This is a genomic window from Rhodococcus sp. P4_B6, from assembly GCF_056402215.1.
This window is the reverse complement of the sequence record NZ_JBFUHV010000087.1, coordinates 14963-35426: the sequence shown is the minus strand read 5'-3', so window position 1 is coordinate 35426 and position 20464 is coordinate 14963. Positions and strand designations below refer to the sequence as shown.

Here is a 20464-nt window from a genome sequence, read left to right as displayed (position 1 = left end):
GATCGAGGGACTCCGAGTCCACAAAGTAAGGCAGGTCGAGTACGAGGGGTACTTCCTGCAGCCGCAACCGCAGCTGCCCCACCAGGTGCAATCGGCTACCGACCAGCGCCCGCAGATCCGGGGCCGCGAGCCCGCGGACCGGCGTCGTGGGGCCGAGGACAATCAGGGCCCCGACATGGGTGAAGGTCGTCGAGGTCTCGGCGTCGAGTAACTGAGCATCGAGTGAAGTGAGCTGGTGCATGAGCGGTATCGGGATTGCGTGAGCCACGGCGCCCGCAGCTCACAGGGCGTACAGCTCACGCTACCGCGCGGATCTGACCTCCGGTGCCTCCCAACAACGAGTTAACCCAATCCTCACAATGAGCCGACAGTGGGGGTGAACGGCACGCGGTGCGGCGCTTCCCCGCCGTCAGCGATGCGGTGGAGACCTCCCGCGGTCCGCGAGGAGACGGAGGACCCGAGATGTGCGGGCAGGACTACATCGACGTGATACTGGGCGCGGGGACCGAGATGGGCGGCGAACCCGGCCGCATCATCGTCACCCCGACGGCCGATCGCGATCTTCACGTCTCCCTCGAGTTCGGGCCGATCGACGACACCGCCCGCAAGGCGCCCGACCTGTGGCCGCGACGGATCACGATCACCCATCAGAGCGGCGCCGCAGACCGCCGGCGGTGGACACACCACGTCTGCAGCGCCCTCGCGGACCGTTGCAACTACGGAGCTGCCCCAGTCCTCGGGTGATCAACCCGACTCTCCCGCCCCGAACGCATCGGACTCGACCGCGCCGCGGGCACTCTCACACAAGACGCCCAGGGCGCCGCACGTCGGATCACCGATCGCCCGAGCGGTGACACCGCAACGACACCGACGGCAGCGGACGAAATGCGGCCCCGTCGGCTACCGGTTCACCCGGGACTGGGCAGCATCCATCCTCGACGGGACCGAGGGGTTCTCGGTAGCAAATACCGGGCACGCAACGACGCGGACAGGTTCTCCGTCGTCATGACGAGCAAGTCCAGCGCCGGTGTGGGGCTCCGCGATCTGATGACGGTGTCCCAGGGGCCCGACCATGCTCGATGACCGAGCCGGGTTGGGCTGGTCAGATCCCATTTCGCGACGTACAACGCAACACTCATCTACGTCGAACTCGAGCCGCGCGCGGCAATGACGGCCCCACCGGGCGGTCGATTCAATTTTCGACGTCCCGACGGGTGTCGCACCGAACACAAACCCCGGGGCGCTCTCCGGAGTCGAGGCCCGGAATCGGCGTAGCGTGTTGAGACCCACAGCGAACGCCGATTCGGGTCGCGCCCGCACTCAGGTGATCGAAGGAGAGTTTGGATGGCTAAACRGACCTTCGTGCGGGCGGCCGCGGTGCTCGGCGCGGCATCACTCGCACTGGCAGGTTGTAGTTCGGACAGTGGCGACGACTCCGCGGACGGGAGCGACAGCTCTGCCTCGGCCACCACTGTTTCCACCGACTGCACCCCCGAAGAAGCGGCGGCAGCGGGTGCCCCGTCCACGGCGCCGCTGAAGATCGGCACCCTGCTCCCCGACACGGGAAGCCTCGCCTTCCTCGGACCGCCGATGGTGGCGGGCACCCAGCTCGCCGTCAACGACGTCAACGCCGCCGGTGGGGTCCTCGGCCAGCCGGTCCAGCTGATTCCCGGCGACTCCGGCGACACCACCACCGATACGGCGAACACCACGGTGGACCGGGAACTGGCCGCGGGCACCCAGGTGATCATCGGTGCGGCGTCGTCGTCGGTGTCGCTGAAGGTCATCGACAAGGTGTCCAGCGCCGGCGTCGTGATGTTCTCCCCGGCCAACACGTCCGACCAGTTCGTCTGCTACCCGGACAAGGGGCAGTACTTCCGCACCGCCCCCACCGACGTSYTGCAGGCTCAGGCTGTGTCGCAACTCATCTCGGACGACGGCGGYCAGCGCGTGTCCATCCTGGCCCTCAACGACCCGTACGGMACCGGGCTCGCCGACAACATCSWSAAGAACCTCGTCGACGCGGGCATCCCCGAGGACCAGATCCAGAAGATCATCTACGACCCCAACGCGCAGTCGTTCAACTCGGAGATCGATCAGGTCAAGGACTTTGCCCCGGACGCCATTGCGGTGGTCGGGTTCGAGGAGTCGGCGAAGATCATCACCCGTATGCACGAGGTCGGCATCGGCCCGTCCGACGGCATGAAGGTCTACGGCGTGGACGGCAACATGGGTAACGCACTCGGCGAGTCGGTCGCCGTGCCGTTGCTCGACGGGATGCAGGGCACCACGCCCCTCACCGACGTCGGCCCGGCCTTCCAGGATCGCCTCAAGGCCATCAACCCGGGGTTGATCGACTTCAACTACGCCGGCGAGGCGTACGACGCCGTCGTCATTTCCGCGCTCGCCGCCGAGCAGGCCAAGTCGACGGCCGGTCGCGACATCGCCGCGAACATCAACGCCGTCACCGAGGGCGGCACCGCGTGCACGTCGTACCAGGAGTGCCTGCCGCTCGCGGCGGCCGGCACGGATATCGACTACAACGGCATCACCGGCAAGCTCGACTTCACCGCCGCGGGTGAGCCGTCCATCGGTTCGTACGGCAAGCTGAAGTTCGGCGCCGACAACAAGCTGACCACCGAGGGATACATCGTCGTCGGCGGGTGATCGCCCATCCCGCACAACGGCTGCGACCGGGTGGTGCTCTCGACGCTCGTTCGCGGCCACGAACAGCACCGGGTCCACCCCGAGGACCGGCCGTYGTGCTCTCACTTTTGTCCACGGTGTAACGCCACGACCACGAGTACACCCTGCATGTGAGGATGGTACGTGCAGTGGAACGGGTAGGCCCCCGACCGTGTGGGGGCCGTGAACACGGCGGTGCCGCCGCCGTCGACGTCCCGACCGAAGGCGTCGCCCCGGTCGGCGGTGACGCTGTGCTCGACGGTGTCCTCGTTCTTGACGGTGACCTGCGCGCCGGGCCCGACCCCTATGGGGGTGGCGAAGCGGTAGCCCTCGATGGTGATCGCCGCCGCCGCGTCGGGGCCCGGTGTGGTGCCGGATTCGGCGGCTGCCGACGGCGTCGAGGAATCGGTGGCCACCGACGTGGCCGGTGTGTGGTTCGCCGATGAGCTGCAGGCCGCGGCCAACCCGACGGCGAGCGCGCAGACCATCATCGCGCCGCATCCGCCCCGACGCTCGTGCGCGCACGCTACCGGTGCCGCATTGGCATGCAGCACCCGTCGACCACGCGATCGGTGCACCGTCACGGTGAGCCGCCCAAGACAATCGAAATGAACCGGACAATGTGAACTCGACAATGCAGGACAGTCTTCCGCCGTTGAGCATAGGACCCGGAGAGCGCCGCCACATTCGGTCTCGGCCACCCCGATCTGCCGAGGCCACCCGAGCCGACTCCTTGTACCGCTGCGCCGGTGCTGTCGCGGCTCTTCACCACGAACCCGGACCGGGTGACCTGAACCCCTCGTCGCTGCTGGCAGGGGCCTTCTGAGCTGCCGAGATCACTCATCAACGGATTCAGGCTCAAATGGGCCGGTAGCCGGCGCCGTACCCGCCCGTGGCGTTCATGTCGGCGACGATYGMACTGATGTTGGTGCCGACCTCCGGGCCCACGCACGACGCGACGAGGTAGGCGTTGACCATCGCCACCAGCGTGGTGCCGACGACCACCGGTGCGCCCGAATCACCTTCGACGACGCACGYCTGCGTCCAGGTCTCCCCGGTACCGAGCAGGTCCCCGTACACGATGCCGCAGGTGTTGCCGGTTGTGCGGCCCTCCTTGCACGCCACCTGCGGGAACCCGGCCGGTGCACCGATCCCCGTGATGGTGACGCTGCCGACCCGGTTCACGGGAGTCACCTTCCCGGGATCGAACTGGATCACCGCGTAGTCGAGAGCCGGATTCGACACCACGAAACGGCCGACCACACCACTGTCCTGCGAGGTCTCCGCCACCACGGACGCACCGACGGCACCGCAGTGCCCCGCCGTCAACCCGACCAGCCGGCCCGAATTGTCGTGACCGATCGTCGTGAGCGAGCAAACCAATTCGTCGTTGACGATAATCCCCGTCCCACCGCCCATCACCACCGGCGGCGCCGCCGTCGCGACACCCACCGCCACGGTCCCCAGAAGGCCGATCGTCGCCGCGACCACCGCCGCGAATCGTGTCAACATTGCTCGAGCCCTCCCGGTACSACYCCGACGGTCGCATCTGCCTCGACCAGGATCGACCCATACACCTGGCCGGTCTCGGAGATCGATTCCCGCGCACCGCGGGTGCTCCACATCCATCACCGACCACCGTTCCCGGGCTGGGCCCGATTCGCATTCGCTTGTGTGGGTGCATGTTCCGGAAGCTCGGGATGGATACCGGATCGACGACCCGCCCGCCACCCACCGAAGCAACCCACGGGCTCGCCGGCACACAGGGGGTCGGGGTCGACCGGAACACACCCTGTAAGTGTCCTCCGATCAGCATCGATCCCACCAGACCGGCGCGGACGGTGACGATGGAACCCGTACGGCACTGGGATATGTAGGAGGGGCCTGGACGAGGTTTTCCTGACGRTCAACGGGGCACGCCGGTACTTGTGGAGGGCCGTCGACCCGCATGGGGCCGTCCTCGATATCCTGGTGCAGGCTCGCAGGGACGGTAGGGCTGCGACTCGGTTCTTCCGGAAACTGTTGAAGAAGCAAGGGTGTCGGCCGCGGGTACCAGTCACCGACAAACTCGGCTCCTACCAGGTCGAGCACCGGAACATGATGTCGTCGGTGGAGCATCGGCAGTCGAAATGTTCGAACAATCCGGCGGAGAACTCCCATCAATCTGGTCGGGAATGCTGCCACGATCTCAGCGCCTGCACACCGGTGTGCGAGAAACTGCAGAGGCGACTGCTTCGGTGGTCAACGCGTGTCGTCCGGTCGTAGCGTTGTAGGGGAGCGGGACTGGCCGGTGTGCACGCTCATCCCCACAACTGCGTCGGTTATCAGCGAGGCGGGACGGGGTTTGAGTGCGTCACGCAGATAACGGGAGTCAATCATGAATGAACGGCCACCGTATCTGTTGACCGGGGTGGGGGCGGCTACAGCAGTATCAGCTGGCTGGTCGCCGAGCTGCTTCTGGGTCGCGGCGCACCCGTGCGGGCGATGGTTCATCGCGACGACGGCCGTGTCGACGCCCTGCGGGAGTGGGGAGCGGACATCGTGGTGGGCGATCTGACTCGCCCTGCCGAGGTTGCTGCGGCGCTACGCGGCGTGACGCGGGTGTTCTTCAATATGAGTGTCTCCGCGGACTACCTGGAGGCCGCCGCGGTTGTCTGCGAGATCGCCGACGAGCGGGGCGATCTCGAGGTGGTGAACATGTCGCAGATGACGGTGTCGCAGATGACATCGACGAGCACCGAGGAGTCCCGGCACCAACGACTGCACTGGCTCGCCGAGCACCTCGTGAACTGGTCCGGTCTGCCCTGGCAAGCCAATACGTACCCGGGTAGATGTAGGCGGACTGCACCCCGTCGCCCTCGAGGTCGACAGCGGCCTTGCCGGAGACCCAGACGTTGCGGTGCCTGCACCTCGACGGCCGCCACCGGGTCCGCGAGCGACACCACTGCGCCCGCTGCCAGCCCGACGGCCACGTCCTGGTGATCAGCTGTAGCCGATGTGGCGACGGCCCCCTGGTCACCGGCACCGACGAGGCCAGCGTCGAACTGCCACAACCAATCCTTACCTGGCTCGAAGGCCACGGGTGGACGACAACCCAGAGCTCGTCTGCGGCAACCACAACAGGTGACGACCACTCGATACCGAATCCGGCGAACGCGGCGCCGCGGTCAACGGAAGCGAGAGATCTGTGTCTGGAGAATTGGGAAACTTCAAGTACTGTATTGCGCCAATAACATACCACAAGTATGTTTGATGTTGGCAAGTTCGCCGCACCGACGGAACGGTGTCGGGGCTGGCTCCGACCACGGGTGGGCCGACCATGTGCGAGCGCGGGGCGTGCCCAGCGACAGCTGGGACGCGGTTTCGGGCGGGCCCACACTGTGCGGCGAACTGGTCGCTGACGTTGGATGTGCCGATCCGGTAGACCACGCTCCTTGTGGTGCTGTGCCCGGACGAGGTGTTCAGGAGACGGCCGCACGATCGAACAGTCGATCCGCGGGTCGTTGTAAGCCCCGGTTTCGGTGCAACAACACCGAAAGGCGAACAAGATGATGCACACACAGCACAGCGCGGTCGCCACCGTGCCGATCGACGTCGCGTTCGACTTCATCGGCAACTACCGCAACGTCCCCACCTGGGTGTTCGGCATCTCGCGATTCGATCCCACGGGCACCCTCGACCACGGCCTCGGCGCCACCTTCGACGCCGCCATGCAGGTCGGCTTCAAAACCCTCCATTCGATCCTCACGATCACCGCCTGGGAAAGAAACCGACTGATCGCCCTCGACTCGATCGACGGCTTCAGGAACACCTCGATCTGGCGCTTCACCGCCACCGGGGTCGGCGAGACCCAACTGACCGTGGACTTCAGCTACCAACTCCCCAGCGGACTGACCGGAAAGGCCCTCGGTCGACTCCTCGAACCCTTCGCCGCCCAAGCCATCGGCTACACCGAATTGAACCTGCGGCGCCGGATCGAGGACTTCAATGCCGACATCCGTGCGACCCACCCCTGGGATCCGGGAAGCGCGGCGACCGGATGAACGCACCGCCGACGCACTTCAGCACACAACACCCCCGCGACCTTGATCAACTGCGGCCCCAGCATCCCGCCCGACACCTGTCCCCGCGCCGCGGCGGCGAGCCAGCCTCGACCGCCACGGGGGCGCTGAAGCGTACCCGGCGAATCGAGGCGGGTCCCCAGCGACTTCTCCACGCGTACCGCTGCGTCCCGCCCGCCGCGCAGGACTCCCGGGTCGCCGAAATCGCGCATCCGCGGCGACGTTGATCCTCCCCACGCACACCGCACGATCGGCGTGCGCCGCCGGCGGATGCTCTCGCTTCCCGGCGCTGGCGAACCGGCTCCAGCTCGGGTCCGCCCCCGCGACGACGCCGCATGCCTCACTCGATCCGGCGGATGATCGAATCGACCTCGCATCTCGAGGCAGTAAACCGGACACCCCGGCATCGGAGGGTCTCGAGTCACCGTCGCCTACAGCCGGGATCTGCACGTTCACCCAGCGTGACCGAGCAGGACTCTCGCCGTGGGGGCATGTCACCGTCGGCATCCGATCGTGGATCGACGTGCCACCGAACCTCATCGACACGCAGCGTGTCGAGGAAGGATAACGATCGTTTCCCGACACGTATCGTGACTGCGCGTGGAACTCCTGCGCCCTATGGCGGGTCGTATGCCGAATTCCGGCCGCTGCACAGATTCGGAACGGATGCGTAGCGCTCGCCGGGATCGACGGCGCGCTCCGGTGCGTGTGGTTCCCCGCGAACCGCCTCCCGGAGTGGCACTACGTCAGGAGAAGACTCCGTCCCCGATATCGCGGTGCACGAGTTCGAACCAGGCACTGGTGCCGCCGTGAATGTGCGGATCCGGGTAGCACAGGGCCAGACGTTGCCCGTCGAATACGGTGAACCATTCATGCCAGGAAATAGGCTCGAGTCCCGAGGTGCCGTGACCGGGGACGTCGATGCGCAGGACACCGGCGGTCGCCGTGTTCGCCATGCGCGCCGGTGCGCCGTGGTGCGCCTCGACCCAACGGCGGATCTCGTCATGATCTGTGGTGATGTGCCGGTGTGAAGTCTGCATGGTCATCGGATCGGTTCCTGGGGGTCGCGTCACCCGTGGCAGGGTGTTGTCGGGGTGGATTCCTTCCCGGCTTACCCACCACAGCAGCAAGCGAATCGACCGCCAGCTCGCGGGGCGAAACTGGACGGGCCATTCCAGGAAATCCGGTTCGCCCCTGGTGGGGAGCGTCGACGCCCGGGCGCGCTGGTGCTGCTCCCGGCGATCATTCGAGGCCACCTCCACAGTGTCCGACTGACGGGTGGTCACCGGACAACCGAGGAGGCACCCGAACGTCCGTTATGAGCGGGGTCCGATATGTCCGCAGGTGGTCAGAGGTCCCACTGCCCCAGCCGTGCGGCCCGGAGGGTGGGGAGCGGGCGTAGCGATCGGTCCGCAGCCGTGGCCGGCGCCCGAGGTCGGCGAGTACCTTCTCGGCGTCGGCCGGGGGGAGTAGGGGCAGGTCGGTGCGGATGCGGAGCAAGTACAGCACCGCTCCGCCCGACCGCGGGTTCCGCATGGGATCGGCGACCATCCCTCGACGCCGCCGCCCGGCAACCCGCCGACGAACGGCGGCAGCCACTAGTCTCGGGCCGGTGCCCGTTCATGACGTCGACGCGTTGCTCGCCCATTTGAGGTCACTCGACGAGAATCGACTTGCCACGGTCCTGCGTCGGCGCCCGGACGCCTTGTCGTTGCCGTGGCCCGCGGACGTCGCCGATCTGGCCGAGCGACTGCACAGCCGGGAATCGATCGTGACCGCCTACATGCGCCTGCCGCAGCCGCACACCGAGGTGCTCGGCGCCCTCACCCTTGTCGAGCAGCTGGGGCTCCCGGTCACCGCCGCCGGTGTGTCGACGTGGCTGGGCAGCGACCCCGGGGTGGTCCAGGCGTTCCTCGACGACCTGCACGAGCGCGCCCTGACCCTGGTCACCGCCGACGGCGAGCTCACGACACCCGCCCAGTTCCCGGCGGTCGGCGCGGGGCTGGGCCGGCCCGTACGCGTGCTGCTCGCGGACACCACGCTGGAGAGGCTGCGCGCGCTGGCCGCGAAACTGAAGATCAGGGGCGACGGTTCCAAGAAAGTCGTGGTCGATCGCCTCGCCACCTATTTCTGCGACCCCGATGCGGTCCGCACCCTCGTCGACGCCGCGCCGCCCCGTGAGCGTGATCTGCTCCTCCAGTGCGCCGAGCAGGGGGCCGCGCTGGAATACTTCCCGACGTACTTCGGGTCCTACCCCGCGACCGCGCGGGAGCAGCCCGGGGACTGGGCTGTGGCGCGCGGGGTGCTGTGGCCGAGCCACGACGGCGCGGCCGACCTGCCGCTGGAGGTGGCGCTGGCGCTGCGCGGGGAGCGGTGGCGGCTCCCGTTCCATCCCGAACCGCCGCCTCTCGCGCACCACCCGGTGCCGACCGAGCACGTGGACGCCGAGGCCGCGGCGCGCCTGCTGCGCATGATCGAGCGGGTTACCGCGCTGGTGGATACGGCGACGACCGAGCCGATTCCACTCATCAAGTCCGGCGCGGTGGGACTGCGGACGCTGCGCACGTTCGCGAAGAACTGGGCCGTCGAGGTGGAGGAGGTGCGGCTCGCCGTGGAGCTGGCCCTGGCCACCGCGGTGCTCGCGCCGGCACCGCCACCGGAGTCCCCGAGGAGCCGTGGGCGCAAGCGGCCGCCGCCGCAACCCTCGCCCGGCCTGATCCCCGGTCCCGCGGTGTCGGCGTGGCGATCCGCCGACGCCGCGACGCGGGGACGCGCCCTCCTCGACACCTGGTGGCAGTCGGACCGGTCGGTGCTGATGGATTCGACGGTGGCCGCCGAGCTGGGCGAGAGCGCCGTGTACCGGCACCTGCGTCACGAACTGGTCGACGTGTATGCCACCTTGGGGCCCGGGCGGGGAGTGTCGGACATCGCGGAACTGGCCGGTCTGCTGGGCTGGCGGGCCCCGCTGATCGGGGAGGACATCGTCGGGGACGTTCTCACCGCGGCCGTCCGCGAGGCCGAGCTGCTCGGTCTACTGGCGCTGGGCGCCGCTACCGCGCTGTGCCGGGCCCTGCACACCGGCACCCTCGCGGCCGCGACCGCGGAGCTGACCTCCGGCGCCCACACGTCCGCGGTGATCGGTGCCGATCTCACCGCGGTGGTCCTCGGCCCGCCGGCCATCGACCTGTCGCGATTCCTGGACGGTGTCGCCGCCCGGGAGTCCCGCGGGGCGGCCACGACCTGGCGGTTCACGCCGGACAGCATCCGGGCCGCGTTCGATCGGGGAACAACCGCTTCGGACCTGATCGGTGAGCTGACGTCCATCGCACCCGCGGGCCTACCCCAGGCGTTGGAGTACCTGATCGGCGATGTGGCCCGCACCCATGGGCAGGTGGGCGTGGTGGAGCTCGGCTGCGCCGTCGTCGCCGACGACCCGACGCTGCTGCGCGAGCTGGTGGGCAACCGGAAACTCGGCAAGCTGGGACTGGCCACGCTGGCCCCGACGGTGCTGGCCTCGCGTAGCGACGCCGGCACGATGCTGTCCGCGCTGCGCGCGGCCGGCTACGCGCCCGTTGTCCGCGAGGTCGACGGCAGCGTGCTGATCTCGGCGCCGCCGACCACCGAGTCCGCCGCCGGCGGCCGCGAGCTCGACGCTATCGGGATCGCGGCCGCCGATCCCGACCGACATGCCCGCCACCTCGCCGCCACGGCGGACCGCGCACCGCTCGACCCCGCCGGACGGTTTCCCTCCTTCGCCGCGCTGCGCGGCTGTGGGGAGGCCGAGGCGATCTGGGAGCTGGTGGCGGGCCGGCCCGCGCACATCACCCATGAGGGGCGCACGCAACTGGTCCACAGTGCGAAGTTGCGGGGGGACACTCTGACCGCGTGGAGTGCCACGACCGAACGGTACGAGGACTTTCCGGTGGCGCAGATCTCGATTTCCGGACCACCCGGGGCCGGGCTCTGAGATCACGCGTTCGGGAAACAGCGAGGCAGCGCGATCCGACTGCTCGGCGGCACGCGGATGCGGTGAGGTGAACGCCGCACGGCCGACAAGCCGACAAATCCTCCGCGTCCACCATCGGAGAAGACGCTGCTCACGGCGTCCTTGAGGGCACTGGTAGCGGTGGCATCAGCGAGCGGGTACACGGCGCCTCGATAGCTCGCCTCGTCACTCACGATTTTTCTTCCGTTGTTGTGGCGGTAGTAGACCAAACTTCGTCAGCCAGAATTCGACGATTCGCCTCCTCGTTACGCCGGCGACTCCGCTCGCTATTCGTGGCAGCAATGAGCCGAACCCCAGTCTCATCCGCAGCTGGTGCCCAGCCGAAGCTGAGCGATGCCTCACGCACGATGGCCCGCATGTCGTCGCGGATGAGGGAACTCGGCTCCGCCCGCTCGCCCGCGTTCACGCCACTATCAGGAGAATGCTCGTGCCCAGGCTCATCTTCAACGGCGTCACCTATGACGTCAGCCAAACCCGATTCGGGGCCACCCGGGACGTGCTCCGGAAGCTCGTCGAGGGACAGTCCATGGGCGTGGCCATGTCCCTCACCCACGACGGTTCCTGGCACCACCTCTTCATCACCCCCGGGGTACCGGTCACCCTCATCGAGTGAGGTCGGCAGAACTGCCAGGCTCGCTCGGTCAGCGCCTCGTCGGCGTCGTTCGGCTCGGGGCCGCCGATGTCGACACCGCGACGGCTGTACTCGTAGAGGATCATGTGGACACTGCCTCGGTGCGTCGTGACTGAACCCACCGGTCGAGATCGTCAGCGGGGCCCCACGGGTTCGGCGCGCCCGACCGGACCCGCCCATAGGCGGGTTCTCGCCCGTCGGTACATGCGGCGGATCGCCTTCTCATAGAAGTCAATCCGTCACCGTGGCGGCGTGTCAGTGTGACGTATCGGCCGGTCCCGTATTCCATGTCGATGACGAGGTGGCAGTCGCCGGGATTGATCGACCACGGGACAGCGCGCCGACCGTGAAATCGGGCCGCGGCGTCCGCGAAGGACACGTGGGTGGCGTGGCCCATGGCAATGACACTCCATCCGATGCGGGTGATCGGATCGATGCCCTCCGCTTCGAATGCGAGAAACTCCCCGTCGAAGCGTTCGAACCACTCGGCATCGGTGGGGATGACGACTTCGCCGCCGACGGCGGCGAAAGTCACGGGACGCAACGCCGGGACCGCGTTCTCGGTGAAGACCATTCGCCGCACCGGAACCGACCGCAGCAGGCGTATGCATTCGGCCACGGGGAGCACCGCGTCCGGGGCGGTCGTGGTCATGACGGTCTCCTCCGCTCGAAGGGTCCGACCACTACAACAATCAACTCACCCCCGGGTGTGGCAACAGGCGACAAGGTCACCCCGACGCGCCAGTCCCCGAGTCCCGACTGGGGCCGGGTGCGCCGGGGGTTCCGCGGTCGGCGAGGGGCGTCTGGTCTTCGCCGACGAGGGTGACGTCGAACCCGCCCCATCAGACGGAGCACTGCGACGTCGTGCTGTGCCGCCGCGGGCCTCGGCTCTCGCGCTGACACGATGACCACCCACGCCGGTGATCGTCCACTCACTGTCGGCGGGGGGAGCGTCCTTCGCGGGGCAGTGATGGTGGTTGCTGGGGTCGGGTGCGCCCGGGCCGCCGGCAGGACGGGATCAGCGGACCCGGTGCGGGGGTCGTCGCAGTGGTAGGTCGAATTGATTCCATTCGCGGGCCCAGTGCCGCATGCGGTTTCGGTCGAGGATCGCGTGTGCGAGTGCCGTGGGAGTAGGAGTGCGCCGGCTGCGAGTGCCCATGCCCCGCACGCGGTGGTCGCGGCCACGATTGTGTTCTCCCGGTTGCTGGGGATGGGACCGGTGAGGTTGCCGTCGGCGCCGACGCTGATGGTGATCGCCTGGCCGGCCTTCGCCGGCGCGTCGGTGGGTACAGCCGCGGTGCGCTGCCCGTCGGGTGTCGACCAGCGGACTCGGGCACTGTCCCGGTTGCCGGTGGCGCGCGGCGAGTATTCGGTGGTCTCGGGTGCCGGGTGGGTGTCCTCGAGAAGGACTGCCGGTATTTGGTGGACGCCGGCGCGCATTGCCTGGGTTTGGTGCTGCAGCCGGGTATGGGTCGCGGTGCCGAATGCGGCGGCGAACGGGATCAGCAGCAGTACCAGCACCGCGGTGAGCAGCACAAGTGTGGCCTCCTAGCGGTCGCTTCGGCGCATCAGGCGGTTGCGGCTCCAGGGGCCGAGTCGCCACCACCGGATCGGTGTGGGCGCCGGTGCCGGTTCGTCGGGGCGCATCACCCACCTCCCGCAGGATTCCGCTTCGTCTCCCTCGATTGTGCGGCGGAATCGGAGGCGGTGCATTCCCGCGCGCTGTTCTTCGGAGGACCTCAGACAAGAGGGGTGGACCGGGTGGCGGTGATCGCCGCAGTGGTCAGCGTGAGAGCTGGGGGAGGCGTTCGCGGAGCCGTTGACCGTGGTTCGGTGGGTGGTGATGACGGTGGGACGCAGGTTCGGCGAGGGACAGGACCCCGGCGTCGACGTGGTGCGGTGTGCCGGACCCGGCCTCGTGCGGCGTGTGTTGTGTCAGAGGCCGACGGCGGTGTCGAGGAGGTCGAGTTCGCTGTCGAGGGAATCGAGCATGGGATTCAGGTCGGGCAGGGCGCGGCGGCAGCCGGTGAGCGTGACGACGATCTGGTCGTCGCTGCTGATGCAGGTGATGTTCAACGCCTGCCCGGTGGTGGGGATGGACACCGGGTACAGGGCGTCGAGGCGGGCGCCGTTCCAGAACAACGGCGTTCGCGGCCCGGCGAGGTTGGAGATGACCAGGTTGAACGGGGGACGCCACGGGCCGCGGCGTCCGATCAGCATCTCCACTCCCAGCGGTGCCGCACCGAGCGCGGACATGGCCAGTGCCTGTGCCGGGCTCATCGCCCGCAGCGCCGCCTTGCCCTCGTGCATGCAGGTGCGGACGGTGTCGAGCCGGGAGGCCGGTTCGGGGAGGTGGGTGGCCAGGTTGCACATCAGCACCCCCACCCGGTTGCCCCCGGGTCCGGAGTCCGGTGTGGTGTCGGTGTCGGTGGGGCGCAGCGAGACCGGGACCATCGCGATCAGCGGCTGGTCGGGGAGGGCGCCGCGGGCGGACAGGTAGGCGCGCAGGGTTCCGGAGCACAGAGTCAGGACGATGTCGTTGACGGTGGCCTGGGCGTGCTTGGCCAGCAGCCGGATCCGCTCGAGCGGGAAGGTGCGGGCGGCGACGTGGCGGGCGCCGCCGATCGGCACGTTCAGCAGGGTGTGTGGGGCGGTCAGTGACATCGCCCCGCCGCGGCCGTGGGCGGCGCGGTCCAGGGTGCCGATCGCCGCGGGGACCAGTCCGGCGACCTCGCCGGCCACGGTGCGGCCGGCGCGGAACGCTGTTCCGGTCAGACCGGCCGCCGTCGACAGACCACCCGCCGCCGTCGACAGACCACCGGCCGCCGTCGGTGGACCACCGGGCGTGGCCGAGGGCCGCCTCCCCTGGTGCGAATGGACCGGGGTGAGTCGGGGTATCGGTTGCCAGGGGGCGGGCATGTGCCGGCGGTGCGGGTCCTCGCTCAGCGTCTGCTGCAGCAGACGCATCGCCGACGTGCCGTCGGCGAGGGCGTGGTGGATCTTGGTGTAGACGGCGTAGCGGCCGCCGGTGAGGCCCTCGATCAGGTGTATCTCCCACAGCGGGCGGCTGCGGTCGAGCAGGGTGGCGTGCAGCCGGGAGACGAGGGTCATCAGCTGGTCCATTCCGCCCGGGGTGGGCAGGGCGTCGCGGCGTACGTGATGTTCCAGATCCACGTGCTGCTCCGGCAGGGTGTCCCAACCCCATTGGCAGAGTGAGGTGAGTGAGCGGCGGGCCCGTCTGCGCAGCAGCGGCGCCACCCGGTGGTCGGTGAGGGCGGTCTCGAACAGTGCCCGCATGTCCGCCGCGGATGCCCCCTCGGGTGGGGTGAACAGGGCCAAGCCGCCGACGTGCATCGGATGGCCGGGGGATTCTCCCAGCAGGAACAGTGAATCGGTCGGCGCCATGGGCAGCAGCACTGCACATCCCCTTCTCTTTCCGGGGGGAGAGGACCGGCGGAGCGCGCCGGTCCCGCTCCTTCCGGGCCTGGTGTTTAGGAAAGGTAATGACGTTCTTTAAGTCACGTTGAGGTGTGGTTTATATAACAAACCGATATCTCTCGGTGGAGTTGTATCGCATTCCGGCGCCCGCGGCTACTGGACGCCTGTCCACCGCTCTTGTAGTCGCCTGCGGTGATGGGTCGGCGGACGCATTCCCGGGGAAACGCTCGCGCCAGGCCCCCGCATGCTTCACAATGGCCACCGAAAAGGCCCGAGTCGCAACACATGTCGAATCCATTCTCACTGCAGGGAAATTCGAGAGGTAGGAGACCCGATGCCCGTTTCGTCGCACACGTTGTTGCAGCATGTGCAGGACCGCACGACCGATCTGCGCCGATGGTTGGATACCGGTGGCAACGGTGCGGCCCTGAACGCGTATCTTCGCGACGAACCTGTCGACGACCGGTGGCTGATCACCTATCAGCGGCTCCGCCGCGACTTGCTACTGGCAGTCGGTCACGCCTGCCCGCCTTCGGCTCCGCGCGAGAGGCCGATGTCGACGGTGAGGCGCCGGCCCGGCGGCCGATGAACCAGGATCAGCGCCGGGCGCTGGAGCGGGTGCGCGACACCTGCGCCGTGCTGCACAGTTTCATGAACACCGACCCGGGTGATCCGCCCCGGGAACGGGTCCGATCCGCGACGTTCCGGCAGCTCGCCGACGACCTCCTCGACGCTGTCACCGCGGCGGAGACGGTGGGTGTCCCCGAACATCTCATCTTCGACAGCATGTGAGATAACCGGACCGACCCCCGGTCCGTGCTCGCCGCGGCGGCGGTATTCCCGCCGCCCTCATCGGCCCCGATGCGGTGTCCCTGTCCCCATCCGTCGCGGGTGCACCCCGCTTTCGCGGTGGCACGTGGCATCCCATTCGCAGTCGCCGGAACATGTTTGCGCACCGCACCGCTGATCGGGTCCGGTCATGCCGAATCCTCCTCAGAACGCCATGCGTGCGCGCTACCGCGCCTTGCGTCATGCTCCGCGGCGACCGGTTCGAGCTCGCGAAGCCGAGCGCCGTTGTGGGACACCGTCAAAACTCACACCACCGCAGGGTGATGCGGGTAGCAGTGGACATCCCTGTCGTCCAACGCCCGGCACACCGCGCGCTGGCGATCCCGTCGCTGAGGACCTGGCGGGCCTGGAGTGCGGGGTAACAGGATCGCGGCACCGATTGCGGTGGCCACCAGCACGACACACCCGGCGGGCAGCAGTCGGCGGGCCCGCGCACCATAGAAGCGGGTGAGCCGGCGGACGCCACATCCCGCCACAGCAGCCCGGTGATGAGAAACCCCGAGACGACGAAGAAGATGTCGACGCCGGCGAAGCCGCCGTCGATCCCGGGCACGCCGACGTGGAAGAGGACCACGGCCAGCACGCGACAACGCGCAGACCCTCGATGTCCGCGCGAAAGCCGGATTCAGGCGGCCGCGGCCGCACACCGCCGGAACCAGCGTCCCCGTCCCACGCCGCGCAGTCCAGGCGGCGGCGGCCAAATCGCCGCGGCCGCTCCGGAACAGCAACGATATTCACTCGACCACCAGCGATCTCCGCACGAAGCAGCCCCTCATTTTCCTGGGCCGCCAGAGCCACCGAACCGAACGAATCAGAAGGACACATCGGCGTGACGCTCAACGTGAGACGGCCGGTGCCATCTCGACGTGTTGCGGGGGGAACTGGACGCCGAGTAGATGCTGGTCCTCCTGCCCAGTTTCTCGACCCGGTCGTCAGCCCCTTCGCCAAGGAGCCCGCGTCCTCGTCCCTCTCCGTCCGGCCCCATTGTCAGCCAGTGAGGCGACTTCGACACCTTGTCCCCTTTCATCAGTGCGCCGGCTCATCAGTGCGCCGGCCTCGCGCGGTGTGCGACGCCTGCCCCAGTGGTGTTCATCCAACTGGTCATGCTGCGTGGACTGTGATGGGAGGGTCCGCGGTGCGGCCCGCCAGCGCGGGCCGCACCGGGGGACGTAGTCCAGCGATGGCGCTGCGGGCGGTGTTATTTCTTCGGGGCCGGGGGTGCGTTCAGTAGCGTGATGAACGGCTGCGCGTTGGCTGCCATGGCGCCGAGGCCGCCGATGGCGGTGCCGGCGAGGGAGGCGCCGGCGCCGACCAGTAGTGCGCCGCCGATGCATCCGGCCACTGGGCCGGCGCCGAGCAGCAGTGCGGCCGGTGCGGAGATGACGGCCCCGGCGACGGCGCCGAGGAGGCAGCCGCCGACCAGACCGGTTGCGGCGCCGAGGAAGCCGCCGACGGCTGCGGTGAGGGTGATGTTGTCCTTGACTCCGGCGGTTGCGGCGGGCAGGTCGACCTGCCGCAACGGCAGGGTGACGGGGGTGGCGGTGGCCGGGTTGGTGTCGGTGGTCAGGGTTGCGGTGCGGCCGTTGATCTGTGCGGCGACGGGGTGCGCGAAGCCGTCGATAGCGATCGCCAGTGGTACCGACTCGACGGTGGCACCCGAGGCGTCGCGGACGATCAGGTGGTTGTTCTCGTTGCTCAGTGACCCGGCCGTGGTGTTGACGATGACCTGGTCACCGGTGCGGGTGAGGTTCCACCCGACCCCGGGAGCGGAGGGGGCGGGGGTGGGTTCCGCGTGGGCGGTGCCGGCGGCGATTCCCATCGACGCGATGGTCATGGCGGCGACGGCCATCAGTGTGGACATTCTCATGCTCGTGGATTTCCTTCTCGATATTGTGTCGGGGACCGAATGGTCCCTGCTGTGCTGGATGRAGCCGGCGGATGACGGCAGCGTCGGTCGACGCGGCCGAAGAGCTGAGTCATTGTCGTGAGGGTGTTGACGCCGCACACTGGCTGTGCAGCAGCAAGGCGGGGATGGTGCTCTGCTGAAATCGATTCCGCGGGTGGGATCGGCGACCCGTACGTTTCCGTACGTTTCCGTACGTTTCGTAGGTTGTTGTTCAGGCGGCAGGGGTGAGGGTGCCGGCCGGTGAGGGTGTCGATGCAGTCGGTCGCCGCAGGTACATCGTCCAGGTGATCACCGCACAGATGATGTAGAACGCGGCGAACACCCAGAATGCTGTCGTGGCCGACTTGTGTACCCCGAGGTAGGACGCGCGCAGGACGAGGTTGATGCCGACTCCGCCGAGTGCGCCGACGGCGCCGGCGATTCCGATCAGTGCCCCGGACATGGTGCGTGACCACGCGGCGGCGGAGTGCGGATCGAGGGGGTGCAGCGCCTCGGCTTTCGCCGCGAAGATGGCCGGGATCATTTTGTAGACAGACCCGTTGCCGATGCCGGAGATGACGAACAGCAGGATGAATCCGAGGACGTAGGCGGTCATGATGGTCGTGTTCGCGGCCCCGGGGGTGGCGTCGTCGACGGTGCCGGCGACGACGAGGATACCGGCGGCTGCCACCATCGCCACGAAGCTGTAGAGGGTGATCTTGCCGCCACCGATCTTGTCGGCGAGGCGTCCACCGAGTGGGCGGGACAGTGACCCGAGGAGCGGTCCGATGAAGGCGATCTGGGCGGCGTGCAGGGCGGCGGTGGCCTGCATGGCGGGGGTCGCCGGAGCGCCGTTGGTSAGTCCGGCGAGGAAGTTGAGTTGCAGGATCTGGCCGAAGGCGAAGCTGAATCCGATGAAGGATCCGAAGGTGCCGATGTAGAGGAACGAGATGATCCAGGAGTCGCGGAAGGCGAGCACCTCGAGCAASGATCGTGCGCCGGTCTTCTGGTCGGTGAGGTTGTCCATGTGCAGGGCCGCGATGACGGCGGCGATGCCGATGAGCACCAGGTAYACCGCGCAGACGATCTGTGGGCTGCGGTTGCCCCAGGTGGCGATCACGAGCAGGCCGATCAGCTGGATGGCGGGGACGCCGATGTTCCCGCCGCCGGCGTTCAGTCCCAGGGCCCAGCCTTTGAGTCGTTGTGGGTAGAACGCGTTGATGTTGGTCATCGAGGAGGCGAAGTTCCCGCCGCCGAGTCCGGCGAATGCGGCGACGATCATGAACGTGGTGTAGGAGGTCTCGGGCCGTGAGATGAAGTACAGGGTCAAGGTCATCGGCACCGCGAGGGCCAGTGCGCTGATGATGGTCCAGTTGCGGCCACCGAATGTGGCGGTGGCGAACGTGTAGGGCAGGCGGAGGACCGCGCCGACCAGGGTGGGTACGGCGACGAGGAAGAATTTTCCGGCGGCGTCGATGTGGTAGACCGCGGCGGGCATGAACAGCACCATCACCGACCACACCGACCACACCGAGAACCCGATGTGCTCGGCCAGGATGGAGCCGAGGAGGTTGCGGCGGGCGATGTTCTTTCCGCCGGCCTCCCATGCGGCCACGTCCTCGGGGTCCCAGTTGTCGATCCGATGTCGGACCGATACGGGGGATTGGGATGAGTGCGAAGGTCGCTGAGATAGTGTTGTCACGGCTTAGCTCCTGAGGTTGAAGATTCGCAGAACCATAGGGGCGGAATGTGTCCGCTCGATGGCGTGTGGTGTCGGTGTGCTTACACTTCGCTCACCCGGGCACATGCACCGTAGACAGCACCTCGAAACAATGCCGTGACCATTGGGCAACAGGCTCTACACATGCATATGGCCTGGTCTGGGGCATGTTTCCCGACCGGTAGACGATGCGGTCTTCCTTACCCCTCGGGAGGTGTTGATCGCTGCGATCGTCTTGGGGGGTCGGCGGGGCGGTGATCATGGGAGGCAGGGCGGGACCGACGGTGATACGCCCGAACGCTTCAGGATGGCCCGGGGTGGGGCGAGGTCGGCCAGGCAGGCGACATCATGGCAAGGTCGGGCAGGATGTCGCCGATCATGCCTGGTCGGGGATCCGTGTCACTGATCGGCAGCGCTCGACGGTCCCGCGGTCAGTCCGATCTTCCCCGGCCGTGCCCAACAGCAGCACTGCGGCGGTGTGTGACTCGGCATCGGGCCGGAGGGCGAGGCGGACAGGCGTGCGGATAATAGGACGTGGTTTCAGGCACCTGGGACAGCTCTGATGTCAAGCTGCGGAATACGATTCGTCACAAGGCGCGGAGGTACATATTCCCGCGATTGGTCCGCAAACGAGTTGATTCATCGTCTCCGGTGGCCCGCGGCAGACTGGGCTGAGGTCGGCACGCTCACTGGCATCGGGTATTCGCGGGCACTGCACAACGTCGGTTCACCGCCGGGCGATGAGACGTCCTCGGCCGCGTCAATAACTGCGGATGTCGAGTGAGGCCTGATGTCGGCGGCGGGTGTGAGGGCGGGGGACACCCGGCGGCCCGGCTCATCGTCCGCGGGCGGGGCGCTGGATCATGCCGGGGAAGTGAGAATGGCAGACAGTGTCGCGCGGGAATCGTATAGCCGTGTGTGACAGAATATTTCGCCCGGGCACTTTGGCTCGCAGCTCAGCCGATCCGCTGGTGCGTCGACCCGCCCGGGCCGCGCAGTGGCAGGTGATCGCCGCGGTGGTTAGCCGTTCGGGTGGAAGGGAGCGCCCGTGTGCGGCGTTTTGCCGCCGGTTCGTCCGCCGAGGCTTCCGGCGAGCAATCCCAGCAGCAGTGCCACGTTGGTATTCATGTTCGAGGTCCTCGCGAGTGCCCCGTGCCGGTGTCGGGCGAACGGTGGGTTGGGTCCAACG

Annotated in this window: 16 protein-coding genes and 3 pseudogenes; 9 read left to right on the top strand and 10 right to left on the bottom strand. The window is 68.0% G+C overall.

Annotated elements, in window-relative coordinates:
* A partial coding sequence (locus tag AC1DWT_RS31175; RefSeq protein WP_477923604.1) for a wax ester/triacylglycerol synthase domain-containing protein occupies window positions 1-241 on the bottom strand: 241 nt, incomplete at its 3' end.
* A gap of 221 nt (window positions 242-462) precedes the next feature.
* Between AC1DWT_RS31175 and AC1DWT_RS31170 the strand changes: the two genes are divergently transcribed.
* Both AC1DWT_RS31170 and AC1DWT_RS31165 read left to right on the top strand, forming a co-directional pair.
* Window positions 463-744, top strand: coding sequence for a hypothetical protein (locus AC1DWT_RS31170; RefSeq protein ID WP_206015580.1), 282 nt, complete (start codon window positions 463-465; stop codon window positions 742-744).
* Between the two features lie 600 nt (window positions 745-1344).
* Window positions 1345-2667, top strand: a complete 1323-nt coding sequence (locus tag AC1DWT_RS31165; protein WP_477923602.1) for an ABC transporter substrate-binding protein — start codon at window positions 1345-1347, stop codon at window positions 2665-2667.
* Window positions 2668-2768: 101 nt separating this feature from the next.
* Here the strand turns inward: AC1DWT_RS31165 and AC1DWT_RS31160 are convergent, their stop codons facing one another.
* Window positions 2769-3176 carry a cupredoxin domain-containing protein gene (locus AC1DWT_RS31160; RefSeq protein ID WP_206015582.1) on the bottom strand — a complete coding sequence of 136 codons (408 nt, stop codon included), beginning with the start codon at window positions 3174-3176 and terminating at the stop codon, window positions 2769-2771.
* Window positions 3177-3543: 367 nt separating this feature from the next.
* Window positions 3544-4197 carry a chymotrypsin family serine protease gene (locus AC1DWT_RS31155; protein WP_477923600.1) on the bottom strand — a complete coding sequence of 218 codons (654 nt, stop codon included), beginning with the start codon at window positions 4195-4197 and terminating at the stop codon, window positions 3544-3546.
* A gap of 372 nt (window positions 4198-4569) precedes the next feature.
* On the opposite strand from AC1DWT_RS31155, the pseudogene AC1DWT_RS31150 reads away from it, so the two are divergent.
* The 3 genes and pseudogenes from AC1DWT_RS31150 to AC1DWT_RS31140 form a co-directional block, all read left to right on the top strand.
* Window positions 4570-4860 (top strand): annotated as a pseudogene (locus AC1DWT_RS31150) (DDE-type integrase/transposase/recombinase); the annotation flags it as partial.
* A gap of 309 nt (window positions 4861-5169) precedes the next feature.
* Complete coding sequence (locus tag AC1DWT_RS31145) at window positions 5170-5667, top strand: NAD(P)H-binding protein (RefSeq protein WP_241031594.1); 498 nt, start codon at window positions 5170-5172, stop codon at window positions 5665-5667.
* A 566-nt stretch (window positions 5668-6233) separates the two neighbouring features.
* A complete protein-coding gene (locus AC1DWT_RS31140) occupies window positions 6234-6728 on the top strand; it encodes an SRPBCC family protein (RefSeq protein ID WP_206015584.1) in 495 nt (164 codons plus the stop codon).
* A gap of 764 nt (window positions 6729-7492) precedes the next feature.
* Here AC1DWT_RS31140 and AC1DWT_RS31135 read toward each other — a convergent pair.
* Window positions 7493-7792 carry a hypothetical protein gene (locus AC1DWT_RS31135; protein ID WP_206015585.1) on the bottom strand — a complete coding sequence of 100 codons (300 nt, stop codon included), beginning with the start codon at window positions 7790-7792 and terminating at the stop codon, window positions 7493-7495.
* 566 nt (window positions 7793-8358) lie between these two features.
* On the opposite strand from AC1DWT_RS31135, the gene AC1DWT_RS31130 reads away from it, so the two are divergent.
* Window positions 8359-10713 (top strand): helicase-associated domain-containing protein, encoded by a 2355-nt coding sequence (locus AC1DWT_RS31130; protein WP_206015586.1) that lies wholly within the window; start codon window positions 8359-8361, stop codon window positions 10711-10713.
* Between the two features lie 460 nt (window positions 10714-11173).
* A complete protein-coding gene (locus AC1DWT_RS31125; RefSeq protein WP_206015587.1) occupies window positions 11174-11365 on the top strand; it encodes a hypothetical protein in 192 nt (63 codons plus the stop codon).
* 256 nt (window positions 11366-11621) lie between these two features.
* Here the strand turns inward: AC1DWT_RS31125 and AC1DWT_RS31120 are convergent.
* The 3 genes and pseudogenes from AC1DWT_RS31120 to AC1DWT_RS31110 form a co-directional block, all read right to left on the bottom strand.
* A pseudogene (locus tag AC1DWT_RS31120) lies at window positions 11622-12035 on the bottom strand (pyridoxamine 5'-phosphate oxidase family protein); the annotation flags it as partial.
* Complete coding sequence (locus AC1DWT_RS31115) at window positions 12032-12919, bottom strand: Rv1733c family protein (RefSeq protein WP_476748562.1); 888 nt, start codon at window positions 12917-12919, stop codon at window positions 12032-12034. The pseudogene AC1DWT_RS31120 and the gene AC1DWT_RS31115, both read right to left, overlap by 4 nt.
* 399 nt (window positions 12920-13318) lie before the next feature.
* Complete coding sequence (locus AC1DWT_RS31110; protein ID WP_206015590.1) at window positions 13319-14800, bottom strand: WS/DGAT/MGAT family O-acyltransferase; 1482 nt, start codon at window positions 14798-14800, stop codon at window positions 13319-13321.
* 355 nt (window positions 14801-15155) lie between these two features.
* On the opposite strand from AC1DWT_RS31110, the gene AC1DWT_RS31105 reads away from it, so the two are divergent.
* Together AC1DWT_RS31105 and AC1DWT_RS31100 are read left to right on the top strand one after the other, a co-directional pair.
* Complete coding sequence (locus AC1DWT_RS31105; protein WP_206015591.1) at window positions 15156-15410, top strand: hypothetical protein; 255 nt, start codon at window positions 15156-15158, stop codon at window positions 15408-15410.
* Window positions 15407-15613 carry a hypothetical protein gene (locus tag AC1DWT_RS31100; protein ID WP_206015592.1) on the top strand — a complete coding sequence of 69 codons (207 nt, stop codon included), beginning with the start codon at window positions 15407-15409 and terminating at the stop codon, window positions 15611-15613. The genes AC1DWT_RS31105 and AC1DWT_RS31100 overlap by 4 nt, the downstream gene beginning before the upstream one ends.
* Window positions 15614-15962: 349 nt before the next feature.
* Here the strand turns inward: AC1DWT_RS31100 and AC1DWT_RS31095 are convergent.
* From AC1DWT_RS31095 to AC1DWT_RS31085, 3 genes and pseudogenes are all read right to left on the bottom strand, one after another.
* A pseudogene (locus tag AC1DWT_RS31095) lies at window positions 15963-16408 on the bottom strand (acyltransferase family protein); the annotation flags it as partial.
* 460 nt (window positions 16409-16868) lie between these two features.
* Complete coding sequence (locus AC1DWT_RS31090) at window positions 16869-17537, bottom strand: DUF8020 domain-containing protein (protein WP_206015593.1); 669 nt, start codon at window positions 17535-17537, stop codon at window positions 16869-16871.
* A gap of 250 nt (window positions 17538-17787) precedes the next feature.
* Entirely contained in the window at window positions 17788-19257 is a 1470-nt protein-coding gene (locus AC1DWT_RS31085) for a nitrate/nitrite transporter (protein WP_477923596.1), read from the bottom strand.
* Window positions 19258-20464: the final 1207 nt, after the last annotated feature.